Genomic DNA, 24,883 nt, shown 5'->3' on the forward strand with positions numbered 1-24,883 from the left:
GACACTGCCGCCCACTTCGATTTTTGACGCCGTCTACGGACGCGATCCTTAGCAACAGAACATGAACGGATAGATCAGCGCAACCCGGTCACCGTCCTCGAGTGTCGTCTCAAACCCCTCGTAGTGTTCGTTGAACCGGCCATTGATACAGACGCGAGCGTATGTCCGGGTCTGCTCACCTTCGGGATTTTTGCGCCAGGTACCCGGCAAATCGTCGGGCGCTGGTGCCCAGCCGTGGGCAGTCGCATCAGCCTCCGTTTCGGCGATGAGCAACTCTTCGACGCCGTGAACCTCGAAAAACGCCTCGAGAAAGTCTCGCAACCGGTCGCCCGCAAACGTGAACTCGAGTTCGTGGTTCCCGACGGCATCGCGGATATGCCCGGTACAACGGACGGTGACGGTCGTTTGTGGCTGAGTTTGTGCTCGTCGTTCCTCGTGGGCCGTTTCGGGTGCCATACGAGGAAGACGAGCGCAACTGGTGAAACTCCAGTTGCGAACATGTTCGACATCGCGTCGGTCACCGAACGGTGGCGGACGAATTTGCACGGAGTGAGAACGGGATGTCTGTCTACAATGAGTGCCTGTAAATTGAATATTCCTTCTCAAATATATTCAACGGGGAAGACGATACTAATATCAGTACTATCCAGGAACAAATTATATACATTAACAACCAGGTGTATACATTACAGCTCAGATCGGTCCATAAACAGTGGGTTGACGCCAGAGGGTTTATATTCGATGACCGTAAGAGTCCGCCCAATGCTACTCTCAGTCGATCGTTCAGACACTGCCGATGTGCACTCAGTAAGTTTCGACGTTATTGCTGCCGTTGCCGAGCAAGAGGGTGTGGATCCGATGGATATCGAACCGCCGGAGTACGACGCGTTGTACGATGTAATCAATCCGGAAGCGCTCGATTCACTCTTTACACAGCGAGAAGACGGTTCAAAACGCGCGGACGGCCGCGTTGAGTTCCCGTTCTGTGGCTATCAGATCGTTGTCGACAGTGACGGCGAGGTCAGCGCCGTCAAGCAAGATCGTATCTGATAAGACAGCTGTCAGTGTCTCAGTCTCCAACCGTTACTCACCAGCCGCGTCGATCCGTGTTCGCCAGTCGTCCGGAATCGGCTCCGAGTTGCCCGTCTCCCGGTCGACGAGCACCTGGACCGTTCGTGCTGTCGCAGCCCGCTTCCCATCCGCCCGAATCTCGTACTCTATCGGGAGACTCGAGGTGCCGATCTCAGTCGCGCGAAGTGCAACGGTGACATCCGCGTCGGCCTCGATCGGGCTGCTGTAGTCGATTTCCATGTTTGCGAGGACGGTGCCAACGTCGACCAGTGAGACGCCAACGACGTCGCTGAAGTACGCTTGCCGGGCTTCCTCGAGATACGTCGCGTACGTTGCGTTGTTGACGTGGCCCATGAAGTCGATATCGCGGAGCCGAACGTCGATCTCCACCACATAGTCGTCGCTGTCGTCGCTGTCGCTCATTATCGCCTGCAGACGGTATCAATCGCCGTATAGGTACCTATCGACGCACAGATGGTCCGTTACTCCTCAGCACAGGCGGCTTCGAAGACGGTCTCGTGGAGGCGATCCGTGACGATCTCCATCAGCGGCTCCATGTTCTGCGTGTCCGCGCGATTGTATCTGATGAGTGTCTCGAGTGCGCCGTCGTCGCCGCGTTCGTACTCGTGCCAGAGGCGCACGGCATCGCGGCCGCTGAGGTCGGGTCGGTCGCGGTCGATCCCGAGGTCCCGTTCGATCGCTTTCAGGCCGCCGTCGAGGCCGATTTTCTTGCAGGGATACATGAGGTCGACGTGGGGAGTCTGCACGTCGAGGTCATAACACGTCTCGAGGAAGGGGACGTCGAAGCGCTGGCCGTTGAACGTTACCAGCAGCGATGACGCCTCGAGTTCGGCCTCGAGCCGTCGGGCAGTCAGATCCCGGCCGTTGACGAACGTTTTCGTCTCGCCGCCGCGGTGGACACTGACTGTCGTCACGTCGTTGCTTGCCGCGTCGAGTCCGGTCGTCTCGATGTCCAGAAAGCAGGTCTGCTCGCTGACGTTCTCGTAACACCGCCAGCGGCTGGCTGCCGGCAGTGCCTCAGTGAACGGGGCGACATCGCCGCGCTCGAGGTGGGTCCGGCCTTCCTCGATGAACGTCTCGATCCGGTCTGCAATCGTGTCGCCGACGACGCTGCCGTCGAACTCGTCCCAGTGGGTGATCCCCCGTTGCCAGAGGCGCCGTTCGGTGGTTTCCCCGACGCCGTGGACGGGAATGAAGCTGTTCTCGATTCGCACACCAGTTTCAGGGTGGCGAGTGAACTAAAAGCGATTGAATCGAGCGCCAGATCGGTGGTCGTTCTCACCGTCCGGCTTTTCATACCGGGCGCCGTAGACTGCGTATGGTCGACCACGACGACGAACTCCTCGCGGCCGTCCGTGAACTCACGCGGACGATCGACGACCTCCAGCAGGAACTCGAGTCCACCCAGCGCCGACCGTTTCAGCCGCCACCACTGCGGCCGCCGACGCCGCGAGAGCTCCTCGCCTTTACTGATGAGGTGGCGGTACCCGCGACGATCGCCGTCCTTAAGACGAGTGTGCGGGCGCTCGAGGGATTCCAGCGGGCGCTTGCACTCGCACGGACCGAGCGAGACGTTCGCGATCGAACGACCGAGGCGACGAGCGCCACGAGCAAGCGGGCCAGCGAGCTCCGGCAGACGACCCTCTCACAGCTCGACGGCGTCTTAGCCCGCTTACAGCAGGCCGCAAGCGATGGGACACTGCCTGCTGACGACGGCGCACGCGAGTTGCTTACCGAGGCCCGCGAGTTACGCGACGACGTCGACAGCCGACTGCGAGACGTCGGGGCCGACGTCGAACGGCGACAGACGGAGGCGACGGACGCCGTTCGGATCGATATTCAGGAGGGCCATCCCGACACACTACAGGACGGCGACACCACCGCCAACCGCGACTCTCGAGTCGACGTCGACGCCGAACTCGAGACGTTGAAAGACCAGTATGGGGACGAGAGCGAGGCTGACAGCGCTGAGCCCGATGTAAACGGCGAAAACGAGGTCACCGACGACGAGACGTCCGCATCCGCAGACGACGATGACGACGATCCTGACGGATCCAGCTCTGCTATTTAAACCGGGTCGAACCGGTAGCCGTCCCAGTCTTGACTCTCAGGTTCGCGAATGCCGGCGCCAGGTTCGCGGAGTTCCTCGACGTAGACTGGCTCGACTTCGTCACCAGTCTCAACGTCGTCGGTCGTGAGTTGAACGATCGCCCGCACCGACTCACTATCATCACCGGACTGCGTCCGGCTGCTCGAGGCGTCGTCAGACGCCTCGCTGACGTCGAACTCGACGATGGCGAGCGTGTTCGGCTCGCGGACGCCGGGCGGTGTGGCTGTGCTCTTTGTCCAGGTTATCACTTCGGCGGTGTACTCGCTCAGGTCGATCGTCTCGACCGGTTCCGAGCCGCCGGGACCACGCGGGTGCCCGGGGTAGCTGATCGAACCGTCCTCGTACTTGTAGGCGTCCATCGTCATTGTGCTGCCTCCATAATCGTCGTAATCACGCAGTTTCCAAAGCCGCCGACGTTACAGGCAAGGCCGATGTCGGCGTCGACCTGTCGTGGGCCAGCTTCACCCATGAGCTGCTCGTAGATTTCGACACCCTGTGCGACGCCGCTTGCTCCCAGTGGATGCCCCTTCGATTTGAGCCCACCGGAGGTGTTGATCGGTAACTCGCCGGTGTCGCGTTCGGTGTAGCCCTCCTCGATCAGTTTCCAGGCCTCGCCTTGCTCGGCGAAGCCAAGCCCCTCCATCTGGAGGAACTCGAGGATGGTGAACATGTCGTGGAGTTCGGCGACGTCGATGTCGTCGGGGCCGTAGCCACTCATCTCGTAGGCACCCTTACCGCTCTCGACGACGCCACCCATGATCGTCGGGTCCTCACGTTCGTGGACGACGTGAGTGTCCGTTGCGCCGTCGATGCCCGCAATAACGACGTACTCGTCGGTGTACTCTTTCGCGACCGACTCGGGACAGAGCATGAGTGCGGCCGAACCGTCCGTGATCGGACAGAAGTCATACAGTCGCAGCGGATCGGCGACGGTCGGTGACTCGAGGATCGTCTCTAAGTCGACTTCCTTCTGGAACTGGGCGTGAGGGTTGTCGACGCCGTTTTTGTGGTTCTTGACGGCGACTTTCCCGAGGCTCTCGCGGGGGGCATCGAACCGTTCCAGATAGTGTCGAGCCGTGAGTCCGGCAAACGACGGCAGTGTGACGCCCGTTTTGTACTCGACGGGATGGGTCAGTGATGCGATGACGTCGGTCGCTTCGCCGGTCGTCCGGTGGGTCATCTTCTCGCCGCCGACGAGCAGCGTCATCTCGCTTGCGCCGCTTGCCACCGACTGCCAGGCTGCGTAGATTCCGGCGCCGCCGCTGGAACTCGTCTGGTCGACACGCTGGGTGTACGCTGGCATCGCATCGAGGTCGTGTGCCAGCGCGTTCGGCACACCCGTTTGACCTTCGAACTCGCCGCTGGCCATGTTCGAGACGTACAGATGCTCGACGGCTTCGGCGTCGACACCCGCATCCTCGAGACACTCGATTCCAGCTTCCGAAAGGAGATCCAGAATCCAGCTCTCGCGTTGCCCGAACTGGGTCATTGAGGCTCCGATTACTGCAACACGTTCCATAGCTTACCAAATAATAGTCACCAATTTATATGTAAGGGTCAATGGATGGTGGCACATCTCATGATAGGAGTCCCAACCAAGGGCGACGGCCTACGCGGACTCTGCCGCGGCGGTTCGCAACTCGGTTGCACGCGAACGCGCCTGTGAAATCACTGCAGGGCGTGCTTCGAACTCGACGATGACGTCTTCGTCGCCGTAGGTAACGTCGTCGACGTTTGCGTTGTCATGAATCCACGACACCACGCTCATCGTCTCGTCGGTCATCGGCAAGAGGAGTCGTTCTTCTTGCCACTCAGGAAGCTCTGCGTCGATTCGCTCGAGCAGCACGTCGATGTTCGTTCCCGATTTTGCACTGACCATGACCGGGTTCGGGGCGAGCGCCGACAGCGCCGCTCGTTTCTCCTCGAGGTCTTCCGCATCGACTTTGTCGATCTTGTTCAACACGGTCACGATCGGCGCTTCGTTGCGCTCATAGAGGGTGTCGTGACAGGTGACGAGTTTTTCGTGGATCTCGTCGACGTCTTCGCTGACGTCGACGACGAGCAAGACCAGATCCGCCCGGTAAACCGAATCCAGCGTCGACTTGAACGATTCGACCAGCCAGTGGGGCAGATCGCTGATGAAGCCGACGGTGTCGGTCACCAGCACGTCTCGTGGCTCGATGTCTGCCCGGCGGGTCGTCGTTCCCAGCGTCGTGAACAGCTTGTCCTGTGATTCGGCGGTCGGATCGAGGTCCGGATGGAGCCCCACGTTTTCTTCGACCGCTAAATCGTCGGCGAGTTGGCGCAACAGGGTCGATTTCCCGGCGTTCGTATAGCCCGCAAGTGCGACCAGATCGAATCCCGAATCGCGTCTGCGCTCCCGGCGCTGCTCTTCGGTCTGTTCGATCTGCTCGAGTTCGTCCCTGATCCGGCTGATCTGGTTTTTGATGTCCTGTTCGCGACTCTCGTCGTACTCCCCGAGCCCCATGAAGCCGGGGTGTTCCTCGCGTTTGGCCAGACTGGTCTTGGCCTCGGCACGGGGCAGTTCGTATCGGAGTTCGGCCAGCTCGACCTGGAGCTGTGCTTTCCGTGTCTGAGCGCGCTGGCCGAAGATTTCGAGGATCAGGGTAAACCGATCGATGACCTCGACACCGTCGGGCAGGAGCTGGCCGAGATTGTACGTCTGGTAGGGGCCGAGCCGGTTGTCAAAGATGACGGTCGTTGCGTCGGTCGCGACGACCTCCTCGGCGAGTGCTTCGGCTTTCCCCTCGCCAAGCTGGAGGGCGGCATCGGCTCGCCGTGATTGGGTGATCTCGCCGACGACGGTGTACCCCGCCGCTTCGGCAAGCTCACGGATTTCGCTCGTATCGGGCGTTCCGGAATCGACGCGTTTTGCAATGATTGCTCTCATATGGGTTCCAAGCTGTCTGTGTCACTCGGGCGGGGGTGGTCGTGGCGACTCGAGGCGGAACGCTCATCGATCCGGCGAGCCAGCAGTTGCACGCGTTGCTCGCGCCGGGACTGCAATCGGCGCGGTGGGTGCCCGATAACGCTACGGATGCCGATCACACACCTCTGTTGGACGGTCGTTAATCATGTCCAACCATACGCACCCGACCGTCTTGAATCCCGTGCCCGATGCCGCCTGCTCGTACGGGATATCATAACAGTCATTGTCGCCGGCTCGAATACGCATCCGTGATGATAGACGTCGATCCAGCGACGCTCGTTCTCGAGTTCGTCGGCAGTGCGGTTCTCGGTGGGGTGTTGGGGTTCGCGACGAAACAAGTCGCAAAACTCGTTGCAGTTCTCATCGGTGTCCAGCTGATGGCGTTTCGGTATCTCGAATCACAGGAGATCGTCATCGTCGACTGGAACCGCCTCTCGGCGGGGTTCATCGAGACACAGGCACAGACACAGACACAGGCCACCCATTGGTTCGAATCAGTGCTCTCGATGCTGTCAGTCGGTGCTGGATTCACCAGTGGTTTCCTGATTGGTTTTCACAGAGGATAGCGGCGTGAACCGACCGCTGATCGCGCGTCTTATCGGGTCGCCAGGTCGTCTTTGTCTTTGATGATCTCCGTTTCTGCCTCGCCGCTCGTGTGCTCGTTGACGACGTCGTAGAACTCGTTTTGCATCCCTGCAGGGAACGTCAACACACCCACCCAGGAGCCGTCAGGTTGCCACTCTTCACGCTCGAGTTCGCCAAAGCCGCGGATCTGTGCCTGTGCGCTGCCGGCGTATTCGGCAGGGATCTGCACCGCGATCGTTACCTCTTCGAACCGAATCGGGATCACTGGTCGAAGTGCCTCGAGCGCCTCATCGACCTGTGTCTCGACCGGCTCCATCGGATCGACGGTAAAGCCGGCCTCCTCGAGCGCGTTCTCGATACGCTCCGGCGGATGGGGGGCGTCGTCCATTTGGGGGTTGATCGCGTTACGTGTGATGGTGTCGATCAACTGTTTGCGCTTCTGTTCTTGCATCTCCCGGCGCTGGTCGGCCGTAATCTGGATCTCTCCGCGTTTGATTACCTCCGGGATGATCTCGAGTGGCTCCGTCGTTTCGAAGACCGTCTCCAGATCGTTCTCGGCTGGCCGGTCGCCGCGCGAGGCGTCTTCGAAGACGTCCTCTGCGGCGATGACGTCCTCTAGCTCGCCGTCGAACTCGTCGCGTTTGATCGCCAGCGCCGCGTCCGGATCGACCAAGACTTCAAATCGTGCACCGTGTGACTCGAGTCGCGCCGTCACTGCCTCGTCGAGTGATATCATACCGAAGCATACCCCCGGCCCGTTAAAAGAGCTTTTCCTGCCGGTCGCTTTCACATGAAACGCATGATGGGTTCGAAAAAACCCAAAACGAACGCGCGGTGTCTCGATTACTCGTCCGTCTCGTCGTCCTCACCAGTGTCGAGGAGATCGTTCTCCTCGAGGTGGGACTCGATCTTGTCGTGATCGAACTGCTCGAAGGACTCGGTCTCGACGTCGACCGTTGCGAGGCCGACTTCGCTCGGGAGGAGTGAGCCGTCGTTGACAGATGCGAGTGCGTCGAGTGCAAGCGCGATCCCGCCATCGAGGTCCGATTCCTCGTCGTAGTTATCCTCTAAGTACTCCTGGAGTTCGCCGCGGTCGGCACCGACGGCGAGTGCCTTCCACTCGTAGGGCGTCCCCGAGGGGTCGGTCTCAAACAGCCGTGGTTCGCCGTTCTCGACGCCACCGACGATCAGCGCGACACCGAACGGGCGTGCGCCGCCGACTTGGGTGTACTGCTGAATGTGGTCGGTGACTTCTTTCGTCAGCGTCTCGACACCGATCGGTTCGCCGTATCGCAGCTGGTTGACCTGCGTCTGGCGACGGGCGAAGTCGATCAGCTGGCGAGCGTCAGCCACGTGGCCGGCGCTTGCGATGCCGATGTGGTTGTCGGCTTTGTGAATCTTTTCGACACTCGAGTCCTCGAGCAGCTCGGATGGGACTCGCTTGTCGACGGCCAGCACGACACCGTCTGCCGTTCGAACACCGATACTTGCTGTTCCTCGTTTGACCGCCTCGCGAGCGTACTCGACCTGGTAAAGTCGGCCGTCGGGCGAGAAGATCGTGATGCCTCGGTCGTACGCCTGCTGTTGGGCTTGTCCCTGCATAGTATCACGCTAAATCGCAATCGAGGTCTGTCGCACCCGTGAACGCCTCATCGAGTCGTACGTCTGCAACGCATTCCCGCAGGACGGCGACTCGCTCTTCGTTCCCGAACACGACGTTTCTCTCTTCGGAATCTTGCCCGCGGCGTCCTAAATAGTTTTCTTCAGCGGCACGTATCGTACCACTGATACCGCAGACGAAGATTCCGACGGGAGCGCCGGCTATCTCGTCGATACAGGACAGCGCTGCGCGGGCCGGCTCCGTCTCGCCACGACGGACTCGGACGATCGCTTCGCCGGTCTTGCCGGTAAACTGGAACCTGATAACCGTCATATCGACTCGGGCGCTCCCTGGATCGCCCAGTAAGTTCTGGGCCGCATACCAACACTCGCGCTGGAAGTCCCGGCGGCTGATCGACGTATCGGGCCAGCCCTCGAGTTCGACGGCGAGATACCGCCAGCGCGGCTGGAGGTGTTTCGGGAGGTGTTTCATCTGTCCGCAGGCTCACCTGTGTCTTCGAGTTCAGTCGGCGGCCGCTCTGCGACCAGCACGCCGACCTGATCGTGGACGCGTTCGACGGCGGTCAGGGAAAAGCCCGCGTCGGTAAGGGCGTCGGCGAGGGTACCGACGGTCGCCGGATCGTCGACCTCCGGGGAGTAAAACGGCTCGTCGGGATCTGGCTCGCCGAAGAACATCACGTCCCCGAGGACGAATCGTCGTGGCTCGAGGGCGGCGATCACGTCGATCGCCTCGCGTTTTTCCTCGTCCGAGAGGTGATGCAGCGCGAAGTTCGAGGTCACCACGTCGACTGGGCCGTCGTAGTTGGGTTCGCGGAACGTCCCGTAGTCGAACTCGAGGTTCTCGAGTCCCTCCTCGTCGGCTTTCCGCTTGGCTTCCTCGAGCATTCCCTCGCTGATGTCGCGGCCGACGACGCGCGTTGTGTCGGGTGCGAGTGCGAGGGCGATCGCTCCCGTCCCCGTCGCGAGGTCGAGAACGACGTCCGTGCGAGCGGAGCGAGTGCGGGCTCGAGGCGACCCGGTGTCGTCGGCCTCGGGTGCGGCGTGTTCGACGACCAGACTCGCACAGGCGCGGTACTCGTCGGATTTGTTCTCGTCGTACTCGCCGGCGAGCTCGTCGAACCGGGCGGCGTGTTCGTCAAGACTCTTCTTCATATCTTCCTCGTTCGACGCCTGGCTCAATGAACGACTCGGACTGAACGTAGCGATTGCGCTCGGCGAGTCGTTTCCACTCGGTCATCCCTTCCGTGATAAACTCACTCGAGAAACCGAGTTGCTCGCCCAGCGCACACAGCTCTCGCGGCCCACGCAACTCGAGATGGGAGGTTGGATCCGCGCTGACGACGTATGAGGCGTCGTAGTAGTCGACGATCTCTTCGAGTTTGCGAAGCGACTGGATGACGCGCACTCGCTGGCCACCGCTCTTGCGAAGCACGCCCGAGAGATTAAACTCGAGCCGGACGCCGTTTGTGACGGCAGCTTTCACGAGCACGTGGTTGATGTCGCCGCTGTCGGTCATCGGATGTGCGAGCACGTCGATTTTCTCGTTTTCGACGGCAAAGCGGTTCAACGCGTTCGTCCCGCCGTGAATCGCTAGAATCGTCTGCGAGCCACGATAGTTCCCCACGGAGCCGCCGGCTTCCTGTGGATCGGCTGCTCTGATCTCGAGACCGGGGACGACGTCGATTCCGTACTCCTCGCTGATTCGCTCGGCATCGTACGTCGCTCGCGAATCTGTGTGGTTGCGCACGACCACGCCCTCGAAGCCGTAGTCGGCCGCCGTCTTTGCGTATCTGGCGACCGTGCTCTCTCCGTCGGGGTGGGCGTGGACCGCTTCGTACATACTCGAGCCGTCTCACGGCGGCGACTTGGGGTTTGCGCCATGCGGTAGCCGAAGACGCCCATTCAGAATCAGATCGGAGAACGCGAGCCGAGACGCGATATCCCAACCGAGAAAACGTGACTAGAGCGAGAGATCGTCAGTTGAGAATCGACTGGGCAACCGTCGCGAGCTGGCCGTTGTCGGCCTCGCGGAGTCGGTCGTCGCCGATCTTCAGTCGCAGGCGTGGCCGGCCGACATCGATCGGCACCTTTTCGGTGTCGATCAGACCCATATCCTCGAGTTTGGTCTTCGTTCGACTGAACGTCGCCTTGGAGGCGATCCCGACGTCTTCGCCCCACTTGCTGATATCGTACAGCAGCGCCTCGTTTTTGGCGGCAACCAGCAGTGAAATCGTCACTTCGTCGAGGCCGTTGCCGTCGCCGCGAGCGGTCTCGAGCGAGTTGAGAATCGCCGTGAAGTCGGCTTCGGCATCGGGGCTAATCTCTTCGGAGAGCGTCTCGCGGACGGCCGTGATTGGCGGCGTTCGGAGGTTGAACTGGGAGGCATCCGCCCAGCGAGCCGCGTAGGTGTCGTAGGTATCCTCGACGAAACTCTCGTCGTCGGTGAGGAGCCCGCCAACGCGGTCGCCAGCGTGGACGATCGCGATAACGCGCTTGTCGGTGATGAGCAGCGAATTCTCGGGAGCCTCCTCGAGCGTTCGAAGTTCAAGTGCGTCTTCACTGATAAGATCTGCAGCGTTCGAGGCGACGATGAAGTCATCCATGACATCTTTGAGTGTCCGCTCGTCAGCAAGCATCTTTACCGACGGCCGTTCGCCGTCGAATGCGGCTGCAACGGACACGAACTCTTCGATGGCATCTGCCGATGGATTGACCATGTAGACGTCCCCGGACGCCTCCTCGAGAATGGATTCGAGGATATCGTCAATCTGATGGTTGAGTAAATTCGAGGTCATCTCTGTACAGAAGTAAACGATTGCGAACCACTTAATTTTGTTGGCCGTTTTCGCGCTACAAGTTGAACTCTGGCGATGTTACCGGTAGTTTTTGACAAGTCACCCATCGATTCTTCCATATCGGTTCAGAATCATTTGCTGTTTAGCAGACAATAGTATCGATAGCGATGACTGAATAAAACGTTCACAGTGGTGTGGGCGACAGTAGCCACTGACGGTCAGTGTACATCCGAACACAACTGTCGTGCGATCGGTGTGGGACCCGCTCCGGTTGTTGCTGTTGGAACGGTGTCGCTAAAGTAGCATGTAAGAACGCAGAATCGAGGTTGCCTGTCGATTCAGTTCCCCTGCTCCGTTGGGCGGTCGATCGCCGCGTTAGGCGAGGAACTCTTCGATGTGGTCGGCGACCTCCTCAGGCGTGTCGCCGACGGGGACGCCCGCGTCGTTCAGGGCGTTGATCTTGCTCTCTGCGGTCCCGGTTCCGGAGCCGGAGACGATCGCACCGGCGTGGCCCATTCGTTTGCCTGGCGGTGCGGTACGGCCGGCGATGAAGCCAGCGACCGGCGTGTCGACGTGTTCGTCGATGAACGCGGCGGCTTCCTCTTCGTCCTCGCCACCGATCTCACCGCACATGACGATCGCGTCGGTGTCGTCGTCGTTCTCGAACAGTTCGAGGGCGTCGACGAAGTCGGTGCCGATGATCGGGTCGCCACCGATACCGATGGCGGTGGTCTGGCCGATACCACGGTTGGTCAGGTTGTCGACGACCTGGTAGGTCAGCGTCCCCGAGCGGGAGACGAGACCGACGTTGCCTTCCGAGAAGATGTTCCCGGGGAGAATGCCGAGTTTGGCCTCGCCGGGCGTGATGAGGCCGGGACAGTTCGGACCGATGAGACGGGTGTCGGTCTCAGAGAGTCGCTTGTTGACTCGAGCCATGTCCTGGGTAGGAATGCCCTCCGTAATCGCGACTGCGAGGTCGAGATCCGAGTCGAGCGACTCGAAGACGGCGTCACCAGCGAACGCTGGCGGGACGAAGATCACGGACGTGTCGGCGTTCTCCTCTTCGACGGCCTGGTGGACCGTATCGTACACTGGCACACCGTTGACCTCTTGGCCGCCTTTCCCGGGGACCGCACCGGCAACGACGTTGGTGCCGTACTCCATCATCTGTTCGGCGTGGAACTTGCCTTCCCCGCCGGTGATGCCCTGTACCACGACGCGCGTGTCGTCGTCGACTAGAACGCTCATTATTCGTTCACCTCTCCAGCGTACTCGACGGCACGCTGTACCGCATCCTCGAGGGTCTGTTCGACCGTCACGAGGTCTTCGTTCAGAATCTCCATGCCTTCCTCCCAGTTGGTGCCAGCGAGACGGACGACGACTGGCTTGGGAATCTCGTCGAACTGCTCGAGTGCTTCGTTGATCCCCTTGGCGACCTCGTCACCGCGGGTGATGCCGCCGAAGATGTTGAAGACGACGCTGTCGACGTTGTCGTCCGAGAACACCATATCGAGTGCGTTCGCGATTCGGTCGGCTTTCGCACCGCCACCGACGTCGAGGAAGTTCGCTGGCTCGCCGCCGTAGTAGTCGACGAGGTCGAGCGTCGTCATCACGAGGCCGGCACCGTTGCCGATGATCCCCGTGTTGCCCTCGAGACGGACGTAGTCGAAGCCGTACTCGTCCGCCTTCTGCTCAAGTTCGTCGCCAGTGCTGGCGGCTTCGGCTTCCATCTCGGCGAGTTCGGGCTGTCGGAACAGCGCGTCTTCGTCGATGTTCATCACGGCGTCGGCCGCGATGACCTCGTCGTCTGCCGTGACCATCAGTGGGTTGATCTCGGCGTCAGCGCCGTCTCGGTCGTCCCAGAGCTGATAGAGCGTCGTGAGAACGCTCGAGACGTCACGTGCAACCGACTTGTCGACACCCGCGTCGTAGACGGCCTTGCGAGCCTGGTAGGGGTGCATGCCGAAGGAGGGGTCGATGTGCTCTTTCGCGATGGCATCGGGGTCTTCCTCGGCGACCTCTTCGATGTTGACGCCACCTTTGGTCGAGACCATCGCGACGGGTTTGCCCTCGCCACGGTCCATCGTGATCCCGACGTAGAGCTCGTCGGTGAAGTCGACTGCGCCCTCGACGAGCACGCTGTCGACGTGGTAGCCTTTGAGATCCATCCCCAGAATCTCGTCGGCTGCCTCGCGCGCTTCGTCCTCGTCGTCGACGAGTTTGATCCCGCCGGCCTTGCCGCGGCCACCGACCTGTACCTGTGCTTTGATCGCGACTGGATACCCGATCTCCTCGGCCGCGGCGACGACGCCGTCGACGTCAGAGGCGAGTTGAGAGGCCGGCGTTGGGATGCCGGCGTCGGCGAAGACTTGCTTCGCCTGATACTCGTGTAGTTTCATAACCATTCGAACGGCCGTTCCCGCGTTGCTTAAATCCTGTTAGTTTCACTCGCGGTGATGACTCTCTTGATAGCCGACTCTCACACCCACGGCGGTGCTTGCTGCCGGTTTTTCACACTCGAGGTGCGAATGTTTAACTCATCTTCGGATGAATCCGTAGCGTCCGTTCGGCCTCGAAAACTTCGGCATCGGACACGTTCGATCACGTGTCGGATCCGTTCAGTGTCGGCTGCAGTGTTGAATGGATCGTTCCTCCGTGGGTCGCCATAGAGAGGGTGGAACCACGTGGTGTGAACACTACGCTACCGCAACAGTTGACACCGCTCGGCCGTAATCGAACACCGAGGGCACGGTCACCGCAAGTGCCCGGCGCTAAACACATGTTCGTCACCGCCATCACTGGCAGGAGGCCAAACTGACGTGACCACCCCTGCTGCAACCCACAGCAAACGGCGGTGGATCTCGTCGCTGAAGCGCATACTCCGTCTGTTGGTTCACAGTAACCTGTTTATTTCGCTGGCGACGATGAGCGTCCTCGTCACCACGGTTTTCCTTGCTGACTTACCGCTCGAGTTCCTGCCGGTGTTTATCGTTTTCGCGGCCACGCTGTTCGTCTACACCGTCAACCGATTCACTGACCTCGAGGAAGACGAAACGAACGTGCCAGAACGGGCGGCGTTTACCAGACGGTACGGCTGGGTCCTGTTGGTGCTCGGTGTTGGGCTCTACATCGCTGCGATCGTCGTCGCGATCATGCTCGGCCTCGAGGGCGCGATCTACCTGTTGTTACCGCTCGTCGTTGCCCTGCTGTACTCTGTCGGCGGCGTCAAACAGCTCTTTCTCGTCAAAAATCTCGTCGTGGGGTTCGCCTGGGGAGCGATCCCACTGGGTGCCGGCTACTACTACAGCCAGCACTGGACACTCGAAATCCTCGTGATCACGGCCTACGTGACCGCGATGATCACCATCGCGGCGGTGATCTTCGACATCAAGGACATCAAAGGCGACCGCGAAGAGGGGATCGCCACCGTGCCGAACAAACTCGGGCCGGCAGCAACGCGTTACTACTCACAGGTCGCTAACGTCGTTGTCGCCGTCGCCATGGTTGCACTCGTCGTCGCCACACCGCTGTCGACGTCGTTTTACTCCCTGCTTGCGATGAACGCCTACGTCGCGTGTTATATCCCGTTTGCGACACCTGAGCGCGGGCCGCTGTACTACGGCTTCGTCGTTGACGGCGAACACGTGTTCCTCGCCGCAGTCATCGTCACCCTCGAGTGGCTGGTCTGGTGACTGAAAACGGTCGCGACACCGGTCGCAGCCCGGGTGGATCATACGGATCTTGTCCGTCAGCGCCGGCGCGAGCGCGCCCCATCCTGCGGTCGCGCCGGGACATCGGGACAGCACTCGGTATCAGTCCCGGTCCGTCTCGCTCCAGTCGCAGTCTTGGCACTTCCAGCCAGTGACGAACTCGGTGACGGAGGGCATGTAACCCACCTCGAGCACATTGCCCCCGCAGTCGGGACAGTCCCTATCAGCGTCCTGGATCGCTTCGGTCTCCATGACCGAATCGTCCTCGATAAGCTCCGCGAGTTTTCTGCCCGTGACCATTCGGCCCTGCACAACGCGATTATCACTCATACCCGAGTCGTTGGCTCGGCGTTCCTAAGCGCTTCCGGTCACCGCAGTGGCCTGCCGGCTCGAGTCCACCGATTTCGGCCGTTCTCGTTCGCTCCGGATCGATCTCGAGGCGCTGAACGACGGAATCGAAAATCGGACGATTTAACCTCACGAGGGAGCAAACACAAAGTGCGTGCGAGGGTAGCCAAGCGGCCAACGGCGGCGGACTCAAGATCCGCTCGTGTAGACGTTCGTGGGTTCGATTCCCTCCCCTCGCACTGACCAACAGTGCGGCAAGAGCAGTATCTTGCCCTCGCAAACTTCTAAGACGACCCATAACGCAGAGCGACAGGGTTGCTGGCCCGAGATCGTAACCGTCATATTGCAACTGCGTATCAAACATTTACTCACTAGCCTGTCGAAGGAACACTCGCATGTCTCACGAATCAGATGACGATGAGGAGGAATCGGAACGCGAACTCGAGTACGAACACCATATTGCCCGCGAAGACGTGATCACGCACCTCGAGTCATTGGTAGACGGCTTTCGTGATGGCGGGACCGTCACGATCGCGTTCGGTGATGAGACGGTCGAGTTCGAGCCCCCAGAGCACATGGCGTTCGAAATGGAGTACGAGGAACACGGCGACGAACGCGAACTCGAGTTCGAACTCGAATGGCGTGTCCAAAACGAGGACCTCGAGATCGGGACCACCGAGTGAGCCGGCCGGCTGCAACAGCGGCCTGCTCGATGCACCCTGAGCCGTAACGAAGTCCGATTCCTTTTGACAGCGGCCAGCCGAGGAAGACCAATGAGCGAACGCGAAGGCGAATCTCGGCGGACGAGCGTCGCGCTCCGTGCGGCGACCGCGGGAGCCGACGTCGCGGCGTCGTCGTTTCGAACCGATCTCGAGGTCGAACGAAAGGGCGCAAAGACGGACGTCGTCACACAGATCGACCGGAACGCCCAGACGCGGGTAATCGAGGTCCTCGAGGACGCGTATCCGACAGAGCCAGTCGTCGGCGAGGAAGCCGACGCGTTGAAACGGGTTCCCGAGACGGGGCCGGCCTGGATCGTCGACCCGATCGACGGGACGAACAACTACGTCAGCGGGAATCGCGCATTTGGGACGGCCGTCGCCGCAGTCTGTGACGGCGAACCCGTCGGTGCAGCGACGGTCTGTCCCGCGCTGGGGGATACGTACCGTGTCGGCCCCGACGGCGCGGTTTGCAACGACGAGCCGCTCTCGGTCAGCGACTGTAGCGACCCCGAGGCTGCGACCGTCTGCCCGACGTTCTGGTGGGATTTCGACCATCGCGAGGAGTACGCCGCGGCGACGCGGGCGATCGTCGAACGCTTCGGCGACATGCGACGGTTCGGCTGTGCCCAACTCGAGTTGGCGATGGTCGCATCGGGCGCACTCGAGGGGACGATGACGAACCTGCGGACGAACCCGTGGGACACCGTCGCTGGCGTCCAGTTGGTGCGAGAGGCTGGTGGAACCGTAACCGATCTCGAGGGGAATCGCTGGCGACACGACAGCGAGGGGCTGGTGGCCTCGAACGGGGCGATCCACGACGAGCTGTGTGCTGCTACACGAGAGATTTCCCAGACACTGTAATCGCCGCCCGCTCGCTGTCACGACCTGCAGGAAACCGGAAACGGTAAGCGCCCACCCCAACGGATATCGGTCATGGACGAGTTTATCGAACGGTACGGCCCCGAACGGGTCTGGGCTGCGACCGTTGTCCTCCTCGTTGCCGGTGTCACACTCGCTGCTTGGGTGTTTCCACAGCGTGTGTACGTCGACATCATCTGGCAGTACTTCTGGGGGCCAGTGGTCGCCGACGCACATGGCTGGGGTTGTATCGCGTGGGCGGGCGGTGAACAGATACACTGCAATGAGGCGACTGGTGACTTCGGGCCAACCGCTGCGCCGGGGTACACCGCCATCTCCTATGCCGGCTACATCCCGACGCTCATTCTGATGGCGATCGGGGTCCTGTTCGTGCTTCGCCGCCTCGAGATCGGTAGCTTCCGCGGGGGCTTTTTCGCGCTGTTCCCGTTCATGTTGTTCGGTGGCGCGCTCCGAACGGTCGAGGACGCAAACGTCGCTGCTTACCGCGAAACGGGCGAACTCGCCATTCAGCTACCGTGGTCTGGCTTCCTGATCAGTCCGTTGATCTACTTCACAGTGACGCTCATCGCGCTTGTCGCACTCGTTGGCGCAGTCTTCCTCGAGCGAAACGACTCCGTCTCGAGGTACGAGTATCCGCTCTTTGGCATCGGGGCCGTCGTGCTCGCCGCGACGCTCGGGTGGCTCGGCTATCTCGCCGTAACGACGGAGTACGCCTCGTTTTACCCGTCGATTCCGACGATCGTCCTGACGGCTGCGACCGTCTCGACAGCGATCGTCTGGATGGGCATTCAGCGGTTCGCACCCGAGCTGAACCGCGGCACCGGCTACATGGGGATCGTCGTCATCTGGGCCCACGCAGTCGATGGCTTTGCAAACCAGCTCATGCTGGATTGGTCGCAGGTCTGGGGGCTTAGCTACGCCCCGAAACATCCGGTCAACGACGCGATCGTCACCGTCACCGGTTCGGTGCTTCCAGCCAGCGTCACCGAGATCACCGGCGCTGCCTGGCCGTTTGCACTCCTGAAACTCGCTGCGCCCGTCTTCATCATCTGGATCTTCAACGAGGAGATATTCGACGAGAACCCGCGCTTTGCGATCTTGATGATGATCACGGTCGTCGCCGTCGGACTCGGGCCCGGAACCCGTGACATGCTCCGGGCGACGTTCGGTATCTGAGCCGGAACAGACACGCAGGAGATTCTTTTAATTACGTGTTCGTGACGTGCTTTTATTTCGGCTGCTCGAGTGTCGTTTCGACACTCGTTGTCGCAGACGCCACAGTTCGGTCGCCTCGAGACGATTATGGTCCCCGTGATCGCCGTCTGGGCCGTCGATCGAATACGTACCGTGTCCGTCCAGCGTGAGACACACAGTCCGAGTTGTGAAACGGTGACGGACTGTTCGTTCGTGTGCCACAGATAACAAACGAGCCGGGTAACAGAGCGCCAGATATCGGCAATTATGTATGAAAATCGCGTGACGGTGTTCGACCTGTCTGGTCGAGACTGGCGACATTGGACGAACTGATAATGTCGAATAATCATCGGACTTTTCAGGATCCGCTAACTAGCTGCTCAATCTATTTCGGATACACTACCCATTCCAAGATATAATCCGGGAAGCGAATATATTAAGAGCCAACGATCCATCGGCCACGATATCGAAAGAGCAGCGCACGCGCACCACTTAACTATGTCACTCGTACTGATATTCGGCAATTATTCGAGACGGAGGAACCGACAATGACCAGCGGAGACGAAGAACTCGCCAAGGACCTCGGACTCGTCTCCGCGCTCGCGATCGGTATCGGGACGATGGTCGGTGCGGGGATCTTCGTTCTGCCCGGCATCGCCGCACAGCAAGCAGGTCCGGCGGTCGTCATCTCGTTTATTATTGGTGGGATGATCGCCATGATAAACGCGGTCACGGTGAGCGAACTCGGCACCGCGATGCCGAAAGCCGGCGGCGCGTACTACTACATCAATCGCGCGCTCGGCCCACTGTTCGGCTCGATCTCGGGGATGGGCGACTGGATCGGCCTCGCCTTCGCGAGTGCGTTTTATGCCATCGGCTTCGGTGGGTATCTCGCCGACTTACTCGATGGCATCGTCGTTCCGATCCCCGGACTCGGGGAACTCGCGTTGCTCCCGACGATTGCGCTTGGCCCGATCGTTCTCACTGAAATTCAGATCGGAGCCATACTTGCTGGGCTCGTGTTCGTCGGAGTCAACTACATGGGTGCAAAAGAGACCGGCGGCATCCAGACCGCTATCGTCACGCTCTTGCTTGGCATCCTCACGATCTTCGCCATCGTCGGCTTCTTCTCCTTCGACTGGGGCACCGTCGCCGTCGACGGCAGCTACACACCCGAGGGAACGGCGGCGATCCTCCCCGGTGCAGCGCTCGTGTTCGTCTCCTATCTCGGCTACGCCAAGATTGCGACGATCGGCGAGGAACTCAAAAATCCCGGCCGAAACCTCCCCATTGCGATCATCGGCAGCGTCGGCATCGTGATGGTCATCTACACGATCCTCGTCGGCCTCCTGATGGGGCTGATTCCACACGAGGAGTTCTTCCTCGAGGACGTCGAGAACGCGCCAATGACCTACGCCGCCCAGATCGTCTTCGACTACCAGTTCGCGGTTGCTGGGCTGGAGCTTTCGATTCTTGGCGTTGGGGTAACCTCGATCACGCTTGCCGCATTGCTCGCGACCGCCTCGAGTGCAAACGCCTCGATTCTCGCGTCGGCCCGCATCAATTTCGCGATGGGGCGTGACAAAATCGTCACGCCGAAACTCAACGAGATTCATCCCAGGTTTGCGACACCGTACCGATCGATTGCCCTCACCGGGCTCATGATTATTGTCTTCATCATCGGCTTAGGGGAAACTGTCGCAATCCTCTCGAGTGCAGCGAGTGTGCTCCATCTCGTTGTCTACGCGCTGATCAACGTCTCGCTGATCGTCTTTCGCGAGACGAACCCGCCGGAGTACGACCCGGACTTCGAGGTTCCCCTCTACCCGTTCACGCCGATCGCCGGGTTCGTCCTCTCGCTCGCGTTGATCTACTACATGGACAATCTCGCGACCGCGATTGCCGGTGCGTTCGTCGTCTTCGCGATCGTCTGGTACTTCGCGTACGCACGAACGGAGACCGACCGTGAGGGGATCCTGAGCGACTACATCCTCTCGCGATCCGAGGAGATGCCTGACGCCGCCGTCTCGGCTGCAAACGTCGCCAAACCGACCGAGGAGAGTGAACACACCGTCGTCGTGCCGGTCTCGAACCCACGAACGGAGTCGCAACTGCTGTCGCTGGCGAGCGTGGTCGCAAAGGCCAACGGCGGCAGGGTCAAAGCTGTCCACATCGTCGAGGTTCCCGACCAGACGCCGCTGCGGGAAGGCTCCGAGCACATTCGGCGGATCGACGAAGAGTCGCAGACACTCATGAATCAGGTCCGGTCGAGTACCGAAACGCTCGACGTCCCCGTCGATGTCCAAACCGTCGTCTCACACCGCTCGTTCGAAGAGGTGTTCAACGTGGCCCGCCGCGAGAACGCCGACACCGTCGTCATGGGCTGGGGTCCCGGCCGACCGTGGAGTGCGGGTCGCGCAGAACGACCACTCGACGAGTTGACCCACGACCTGCCGTGTGACTTCCTCGTCCTGAACGACCGAGGTCTCGAGACCGACCGCGTGCTGGTTCCGACCGCCGGCGGTCCGGACTCCGAACTCAGCGCCGAGATGGCCCGCTACATGCGCGACCAACTCGGCTCCGAGATTACTCTCCAGTACGTCGTCGACGAAGGAGAGATAGCCGAGGGCGAGGCGTTCCTGTCCGAGTGGGCGGCCGACAACGGTCTCGAGGACGCCGAAATCCGTGTCGACGCATCGAGCGACGTCGAAGAGGCGATTGCGGAAGCCGCTCGCGATCACTCGCTGCTCATCATCGGCGCAACCGAACGCGGCCTCCTCTCGCGACTCATCCGCGGATCGCTCGCCTACAGCGTCGTCAACGAGGTCGAAAGTTCGGTCTTGCTGGCCGAGCGACCGACGAAGCGGTCGCTTTGGGATCGGCTGTTCGGCAGTCGAAACAAGTGAGACGCGATCCCACACCGGTTTTGTCGAACGGCACGCGCCGCTCGTCTTGACGGGTCTCGGCCAGCGTCTCTGATCCGTCGAATCGGCTGCGGGCGGCGAATCCGACTCCGAACCGGCCGCTAGTTCCCCTCGGCTTCGAAAACTTCGAACATACTCTCCGTAAAGCCGCCCCTAGAGAGGACGGTCAAGATGTCACCGGGTCGAATCTCGCTGTCGCCCCGCGGTGTCAGGACGGCGTCGTCGCGCTCGATGGAGACGACGAGCACGCCGTCCTCGAGAACGCCCTCTTGTGCGGCACGCTCTAATGACATCCCAGCGATCGGTGCGTCGTCGTCCACGGTGAGTTCGACGACTTTGTTGCCGCCGGCGAGACTGATGTAGTCAGAGAACTGCTGGTGCGTTTCGGCCGGTCCGAAGGGGTGATAGGCCTGAAATTGCTCCGTTCGGACCACTTTTTCGTCCTCGATGGCGATCTCGAGTGAGGTGAGTTCTCGAGCGACGTCGTTCACCGCCTCGACGTCGTCCCCGACGGCGAGTACGTGGAGGTTCTCCTGTCCGGCCACGAACTCCCGAACATTGACGACGCCCGTGATCGTTCGGGCCTGTTGGGCGATTCGCGCTCGCTCCTCGATGGGTGCCGTTCCCACGTAGAGCGTTCTCAACATCCCGGCGGCGGCGTCGAAATCGACGTTCGCGTGGTAACCGCGAATGATCCCGGCGTCCTCGAGTTGGGCGATCCGGTTCCGGACCGTCGCCGGCGAGACGCCTACCTGTTTGGCGATCATCGGTGCAGACGTGTTTCGCGCGTCTCCCATCAGCGCATGGATAATGCGTCTGTTCACTTCGTCGAGGCGAACGCTCATGGCGATCCGTACGCCGACCGGATTGAAGGGCGCTCTCCTTTACTCGCGTCTCGCTGGTCAGTCGACTCGACACAGTGCGTGCTCGGATGGATCTCGCGGCCGACGACCCCGCGTCACAACACCGCCGAAACCTCGTCGAGCACCGTCGCATCGACGAACAGCACGACGCGATCGCCCGCCTGCGGAACCGTCGTCCCGCGCGGGGTAATGAGTTCGCCGTCGCGCGAGATTGCCCCGATGACGACACACTCCGGGAGATCGGCCATCGATTCGGCGATCTGGTGGCCAGTTAACGCGCTCTCGGGGCCAAGTTCGACTTCGATGACCTCGGCACGGTCGTGTTCTAACATCGCGATCTTCTCGGTCTGGTCCGTCCGGGTGAACCGAACGATTTCCTCGGCCGTCTCCTCACGTGGGTTGATCGCGACATCGATACCGACGGTCTCGAAGAGGTCGGTGTACTCCGTGTTGTCGATGACTGCGACGGTTCGGTCAACGCCGACTCGACGAGCGAGCAGGGAGACGAGCAGGTTCTTCTCGTCGCTGTCGAGGGCGGCAACGACGATATCGGCCTCATCGATGTGCTCGCGGGAGAGAAACTCCGTGTCGGTCGCGTCACTTTCCATGACGAACGTCTTGGGGAGCGCTTCGGCGATCTCGCGGGCGCGGTCGTGGTCGCGTTCGATCAGTCGCGGCTCGAACCCGTGGGCTTCGAACTCGCGTGCGGTCTGGAAGCCGATCTCGCTGCCGCCGACGATCACCACGTCGTTCGTACTCGAGGTCGTGTCGGTGACGGTCGCCATCGCGAACTCCTTGACCGAACTGGGGCTGCCGATGACGACGATCCGGTCGCCAGCCTGAAAGACGGTGTCGCCTTTGGCGACGATCATCTCGTCGTCCCGGAAGACGCCGGCGAACGTCATCGAATCGTACTCGTCGGCATCCATGACGCGCTGGTCGACTAGCGGGCTCTCTGGGCTGATCTCGAACTCGGCCATTCTGACGAGGCCACCGGCGAACATCTCGACGTCTTGTGCCTGTGGGAAGCCGGAGATCCGAAAGATCGTCTGAGCGACCAGCAGATCGGTACAGACGATAAAGTCCACGCCGAAGGCGCTCTGGGCTCCCTCCCACGTGTTCAACAGTGTTCGACGGCGAACGCGAGCGATCGTGAACGCGTCACTCGCGGTTTTTGCCGTGCCACAGATGACGATGTTCGTATGGTCGCTTTCGGTACACGCAATGACCAGATTCGCTTTTTCGAGACCCGCCTCCTGAAGCGTCTCCAACTCTGTCCCGTCGCCCTGTAGCGAGAGCACATCAAACGAGTAGGTGATTTCCTCGGCGAGCTCTGGATCACGCTCGACGACCGCGACGTCGTGCGATTTCTCGAGGTTCGCCGCGATCGACCGTCCGACCTCGCCTGCGCCGATGATTAGTACGTACATTGTTGCTCCATCCTCCGCAGGGACATTCTTTCATGATATTTTGGGGGCAGGGCGAAAGGCGTTTCGAGAACGCATATACCACCCCGACCACGAAGAGATACGTATGATAGACAACACTGCCGCGGACAACGGCTGGTTCGCGGCTGTCGACGCCGACGATCTCGAGTCGGCTACGGCGGCTGTCCGTGACGGATCGGCCGACGAGCCACGCGATTGGCCTGCGCTTGCACTCGAGACAGGGTTCACCGACGACGAAGACGAGTACTACGACGCCCTTCGAGCGGCGACGACGGCCGCAACCCGAAGGGATGTCACCGAACGGGAGGCGGCCGACGACCGCCAGCTCGTCCACGCGGTGCGGGCGATGGACGACTGTACGCGGACGGCAAACGAACTCGCTGAACGACTCGCCGAGTGGGCCGGAACCGTCGATCCCGACGCTGGAACGGGCATCGACTACGCCCGCGAGCTGGCGAGTCGGGACGAGATCGAGCCCGGCCACGAACCGCTCGTCTCGCTGGCCGAACGCGTGGTGGCGCTTGCGGACGAAGCCGACGACTTGCGGGAGTACGTCGACCGACAGACGCCGACCGTCGCGCCGAACCTCGCGGCGCTTGCCGACCCCGTCCTCGCGGCGCGACTGATCTCGCTCGCTGGCGGCCTCGAGTCGCTGGCGAAGAAACCAAGCGGAACGGTGCAGGTGCTTGGGGCCGAGGACGCCCTGTTTGCACATCTGCGCGGTCATGCCCCCTCGCCCAAACACGGGATCATCTACATCCACGACGCGGTTCGGGGAACCCATCCTGACGAACGGGGCTCGGCCGCACGCGCGGTAGCCGGCAAACTCGCCATCGCTGCGCGCGTCGATCACTACTCGGGCGAGGTAAAACCCGAACTCGAGGCGGAACTCGAGGACCGAATCGAGACGATTCAGGCCCGCACTGACGACGGAAACGGCGGTGGTGACGGTGAGTGACGACCTACCAGACGGCGTCGAACGCCGCCAGTTCGACGGCACCGACCGACTCGCGACCCGTGGCGAGCCGGTGTACGGCGAGCCGACCGATGGGGAGTGGCGCGCCTGGGACCCGACTCGATCCAAGCTGGGCGCGATGCTCGACCTCGGTATGGACACCGGCCTCGAGGGCGGCGAAACCGTGCTCTATCTGGGTGCAGCAAGCGGGACGACGGTGAGCCACGTCGCCGATTTCGCCGGCCCAACGTACGCCGTCGAGTTCGCTGCCCGCCCGGCTCGAGACTTACTCGAGGCCGCCGAAAGCCGGCCGCGGCTGTTTCCGTTGCTCAAAGACGCACGGAAACCCGATACCTACGCCCACGTCGTCGAATCGAACGTCGACGTGCTCGTCCAGGACGTCGCCACGCGCGGACAGGCCCGCGTCGCCCTCGAGAACGCACGCTTCCTCGCCGACGATGGACGGCTGCTGCTCGCTGTCAAGGCCAGAAGCGAGGACGTCACGCGCGACCCGGATGCCGTCTTCGAGGACGTGCAAGCGGCCCTCGAGGACGGGTACGAACTCCTCGAGACACAGCGACTCGAGGCGTACCATACGGACCATCTCGGGATCGTCGCCCGACCGCGCTGACGACCCGCCAACGCGCTGTTCGCTCGTTCCGTCGGTGAACAGTTATGTGAAGATTCG

At 61.2% G+C, this 24,883-nt stretch carries 27 protein-coding genes and 1 tRNA gene; 11 read left to right on the plus strand and 17 right to left on the minus strand.

Annotated features, from left to right (window positions below; translation table 11 throughout):
* Nucleotides 1-48 precede the first annotated feature (48 nt).
* Nucleotides 49-456, minus strand: coding sequence for a ubiquitin family protein (locus DV706_RS15060; protein ID WP_006067619.1), 408 nt, complete (start codon nucleotides 454-456; stop codon nucleotides 49-51).
* Between the two features lie 306 nt (nucleotides 457-762).
* Between DV706_RS15060 and DV706_RS15065 the strand changes: the two genes are divergently transcribed.
* On the plus strand, nucleotides 763-1,050 hold the full coding sequence (locus DV706_RS15065; RefSeq protein ID WP_006067620.1) for a HalOD1 output domain-containing protein: 288 nt from the start codon (nucleotides 763-765) through the stop codon (nucleotides 1,048-1,050).
* Between the two features lie 33 nt (nucleotides 1,051-1,083).
* Here DV706_RS15065 and DV706_RS15070 read toward each other — a convergent pair whose 3' ends face one another.
* The gene (locus DV706_RS15070; RefSeq protein WP_006067621.1) at nucleotides 1,084-1,494 is read right to left on the minus strand and encodes an acyl-CoA thioesterase; all 411 of its coding nucleotides are present in this window, start codon (nucleotides 1,492-1,494) and stop codon (nucleotides 1,084-1,086) included.
* 59 nt (nucleotides 1,495-1,553) lie between these two features.
* Nucleotides 1,554-2,306: a ribonuclease H-like domain-containing protein gene (locus DV706_RS15075; RefSeq protein WP_006067622.1), complete on the minus strand. Its 753-nt coding sequence runs from the start codon at nucleotides 2,304-2,306 to the stop codon at nucleotides 1,554-1,556.
* A 104-nt stretch (nucleotides 2,307-2,410) separates the two neighbouring features.
* Between DV706_RS15075 and DV706_RS15080 the strand changes: the two genes are divergently transcribed.
* Nucleotides 2,411-3,163, plus strand: a complete 753-nt coding sequence (locus DV706_RS15080; protein ID WP_006067623.1) for a DUF7547 family protein — start codon at nucleotides 2,411-2,413, stop codon at nucleotides 3,161-3,163.
* Here DV706_RS15080 and DV706_RS15085 read toward each other — a convergent pair.
* The 3 genes from DV706_RS15085 to hflX form a co-directional block, all read right to left on the minus strand.
* On the minus strand, nucleotides 3,160-3,567 hold the full coding sequence (locus DV706_RS15085; protein ID WP_006067624.1) for a PhlB family protein: 408 nt from the start codon (nucleotides 3,565-3,567) through the stop codon (nucleotides 3,160-3,162). The genes DV706_RS15080 and DV706_RS15085 overlap by 4 nt on opposite strands.
* A complete protein-coding gene (locus tag DV706_RS15090) occupies nucleotides 3,564-4,721 on the minus strand; it encodes a thiolase family protein (RefSeq protein ID WP_006067625.1) in 1,158 nt (385 codons plus the stop codon). The genes DV706_RS15085 and DV706_RS15090 overlap by 4 nt, the downstream gene beginning before the upstream one ends.
* 90 nt (nucleotides 4,722-4,811) lie before the next feature.
* Nucleotides 4,812-6,113 carry a GTPase HflX gene (gene hflX, locus DV706_RS15095; RefSeq protein WP_006067626.1) on the minus strand — a complete coding sequence of 434 codons (1,302 nt, stop codon included), beginning with the start codon at nucleotides 6,111-6,113 and terminating at the stop codon, nucleotides 4,812-4,814.
* 290 nt (nucleotides 6,114-6,403) lie between these two features.
* Between hflX and DV706_RS15100 the strand changes: the two genes are divergently transcribed.
* A complete protein-coding gene (locus tag DV706_RS15100; RefSeq protein WP_006067627.1) occupies nucleotides 6,404-6,718 on the plus strand; it encodes an FUN14 domain-containing protein in 315 nt (104 codons plus the stop codon).
* Between the two features lie 29 nt (nucleotides 6,719-6,747).
* Here the strand turns inward: DV706_RS15100 and DV706_RS15105 are convergent, their stop codons facing one another.
* From DV706_RS15105 to sucC, 8 genes are all read right to left on the minus strand, one after another.
* On the minus strand, nucleotides 6,748-7,473 hold the full coding sequence (locus DV706_RS15105; protein ID WP_136350912.1) for a ribosome assembly factor SBDS: 726 nt from the start codon (nucleotides 7,471-7,473) through the stop codon (nucleotides 6,748-6,750).
* A gap of 107 nt (nucleotides 7,474-7,580) precedes the next feature.
* Nucleotides 7,581-8,339: an archaeal proteasome endopeptidase complex subunit alpha gene (gene psmA, locus DV706_RS15110; RefSeq protein WP_136350913.1), complete on the minus strand. Its 759-nt coding sequence runs from the start codon at nucleotides 8,337-8,339 to the stop codon at nucleotides 7,581-7,583.
* Between the two features lie 4 nt (nucleotides 8,340-8,343).
* Complete coding sequence (locus tag DV706_RS15115; protein WP_006067630.1) at nucleotides 8,344-8,829, minus strand: Rpp14/Pop5 family protein; 486 nt, start codon at nucleotides 8,827-8,829, stop codon at nucleotides 8,344-8,346.
* On the minus strand, nucleotides 8,826-9,509 hold the full coding sequence (locus tag DV706_RS15120; RefSeq protein ID WP_006067631.1) for a class I SAM-dependent methyltransferase: 684 nt from the start codon (nucleotides 9,507-9,509) through the stop codon (nucleotides 8,826-8,828). The genes DV706_RS15115 and DV706_RS15120 overlap by 4 nt, the downstream gene beginning before the upstream one ends.
* Nucleotides 9,493-10,197: an RNase P subunit p30 family protein gene (locus DV706_RS15125; protein ID WP_006067632.1), complete on the minus strand. Its 705-nt coding sequence runs from the start codon at nucleotides 10,195-10,197 to the stop codon at nucleotides 9,493-9,495. Before DV706_RS15125 ends, DV706_RS15120 begins: the two co-directional genes overlap by 17 nt.
* Before the next feature lie 136 nt (nucleotides 10,198-10,333).
* On the minus strand, nucleotides 10,334-11,152 hold the full coding sequence (gene tbsP, locus DV706_RS15130) for a transcriptional regulator TbsP (RefSeq protein WP_006067633.1): 819 nt from the start codon (nucleotides 11,150-11,152) through the stop codon (nucleotides 10,334-10,336).
* A gap of 375 nt (nucleotides 11,153-11,527) precedes the next feature.
* Entirely contained in the window at nucleotides 11,528-12,400 is an 873-nt protein-coding gene (gene sucD / locus DV706_RS15135; protein WP_006067634.1) for a succinate--CoA ligase subunit alpha, read from the minus strand.
* On the minus strand, nucleotides 12,400-13,551 hold the full coding sequence (gene sucC, locus DV706_RS15140) for an ADP-forming succinate--CoA ligase subunit beta (RefSeq protein ID WP_006067635.1): 1,152 nt from the start codon (nucleotides 13,549-13,551) through the stop codon (nucleotides 12,400-12,402). The genes sucD and sucC overlap by 1 nt, the downstream gene beginning before the upstream one ends.
* A 420-nt stretch (nucleotides 13,552-13,971) precedes the next feature.
* Between sucC and DV706_RS15145 the strand changes: the two genes are divergently transcribed.
* Nucleotides 13,972-14,844, plus strand: coding sequence for a UbiA family prenyltransferase (locus tag DV706_RS15145; RefSeq protein WP_049889973.1), 873 nt, complete (start codon nucleotides 13,972-13,974; stop codon nucleotides 14,842-14,844).
* Nucleotides 14,845-14,964: 120 nt separating this feature from the next.
* On the opposite strand, the gene DV706_RS15150 is transcribed toward DV706_RS15145, so the two are convergent.
* Complete coding sequence (locus DV706_RS15150) at nucleotides 14,965-15,192, minus strand: DUF5795 family protein (RefSeq protein WP_006067637.1); 228 nt, start codon at nucleotides 15,190-15,192, stop codon at nucleotides 14,965-14,967.
* A 174-nt stretch (nucleotides 15,193-15,366) separates the two neighbouring features.
* Between DV706_RS15150 and DV706_RS15155 the strand changes: the two genes are divergently transcribed.
* From DV706_RS15155 to DV706_RS15175, 5 genes are all read left to right on the plus strand, one after another.
* Nucleotides 15,367-15,449: transfer RNA gene (locus DV706_RS15155), tRNA-Leu, on the plus strand.
* A gap of 156 nt (nucleotides 15,450-15,605) precedes the next feature.
* Nucleotides 15,606-15,893, plus strand: a complete 288-nt coding sequence (locus tag DV706_RS15160; protein ID WP_006067638.1) for an amphi-Trp domain-containing protein — start codon at nucleotides 15,606-15,608, stop codon at nucleotides 15,891-15,893.
* Nucleotides 15,894-15,983: 90 nt separating this feature from the next.
* The gene (locus tag DV706_RS15165) at nucleotides 15,984-16,793 is read left to right on the plus strand and encodes an inositol monophosphatase family protein (RefSeq protein WP_006067639.1); all 810 of its coding nucleotides are present in this window, start codon (nucleotides 15,984-15,986) and stop codon (nucleotides 16,791-16,793) included.
* Nucleotides 16,794-16,865: 72 nt separating this feature from the next.
* A complete protein-coding gene (locus tag DV706_RS15170; protein WP_136350914.1) occupies nucleotides 16,866-17,987 on the plus strand; it encodes a DUF63 family protein in 1,122 nt (373 codons plus the stop codon).
* 566 nt (nucleotides 17,988-18,553) lie between these two features.
* On the plus strand, nucleotides 18,554-20,911 hold the full coding sequence (locus DV706_RS15175; protein ID WP_006067641.1) for an amino acid permease: 2,358 nt from the start codon (nucleotides 18,554-18,556) through the stop codon (nucleotides 20,909-20,911).
* A 119-nt stretch (nucleotides 20,912-21,030) separates the two neighbouring features.
* On the opposite strand, the gene DV706_RS15180 is transcribed toward DV706_RS15175, so the two are convergent.
* Together DV706_RS15180 and trkA are read right to left on the minus strand one after the other, a co-directional pair.
* Nucleotides 21,031-21,774, minus strand: coding sequence for an Lrp/AsnC family transcriptional regulator (locus tag DV706_RS15180; RefSeq protein ID WP_006067642.1), 744 nt, complete (start codon nucleotides 21,772-21,774; stop codon nucleotides 21,031-21,033).
* Nucleotides 21,775-21,887: 113 nt separating this feature from the next.
* Nucleotides 21,888-23,222, minus strand: coding sequence for a Trk system potassium transporter TrkA (trkA, locus tag DV706_RS15185; protein ID WP_006067643.1), 1,335 nt, complete (start codon nucleotides 23,220-23,222; stop codon nucleotides 21,888-21,890).
* 103 nt (nucleotides 23,223-23,325) lie between these two features.
* Between trkA and DV706_RS15190 the strand changes: the two genes are divergently transcribed.
* Both DV706_RS15190 and DV706_RS15195 read left to right on the plus strand, forming a co-directional pair.
* A complete protein-coding gene (locus tag DV706_RS15190; protein WP_006067644.1) occupies nucleotides 23,326-24,198 on the plus strand; it encodes an NOP5/NOP56 family protein in 873 nt (290 codons plus the stop codon).
* Entirely contained in the window at nucleotides 24,191-24,826 is a 636-nt protein-coding gene (locus tag DV706_RS15195; RefSeq protein WP_049889981.1) for a fibrillarin-like rRNA/tRNA 2'-O-methyltransferase, read from the plus strand. The genes DV706_RS15190 and DV706_RS15195 overlap by 8 nt, the downstream gene beginning before the upstream one ends.
* Nucleotides 24,827-24,883 lie beyond the last annotated feature (57 nt).

It is taken from the genome of Natronorubrum bangense, assembly GCF_004799645.1.
Lineage (GTDB): Archaea > Halobacteriota > Halobacteria > Halobacteriales > Natrialbaceae > Natronorubrum > Natronorubrum bangense.